At 64.8% G+C, this 256-nt stretch carries 1 protein-coding gene; it reads left to right on the top strand.

Annotated elements, in window-relative coordinates; genetic code table 11:
- Positions 1 to 17 precede the first annotated feature (17 nt).
- Positions 18 to 256 (top strand): hypothetical protein (locus IFT89_RS20010; protein WP_307783561.1); only part of this gene is annotated, 239 nt, incomplete at its 3' end.

Below are 256 nucleotides of genomic sequence, written 5' to 3'. Positions count from 1 at the left end.
TCGGCGAAACGGTCACGGTGACGTATTCGGTGACGGTGAAGCAGCCGAACACCGGCGACAACGTGCTCACGAACGCGGTCACTCCGACCGGTCCTGGTGGGGCGTGTGCGACCGAGGGCGGGTGTGTGACGAACACACCGGTCCAGTCGATCGCATTCACGAAGACCGCTGACACGACCGAGGTCGTGCCGGGTGCGACGGTGACGTACACGATCACCGCGACGAACACCGGGCAGGTGGATTACACCACCGACGC

The organism is Plantibacter sp. CFBP 13570 (genome assembly GCF_014841395.1).
GTDB lineage: Bacteria > Actinomycetota > Actinomycetes > Actinomycetales > Microbacteriaceae > Plantibacter > Plantibacter auratus.
The sequence above is the reverse complement of the archived record's forward strand: the minus strand, read 5'-3'. Positions and strand labels throughout refer to the sequence as shown.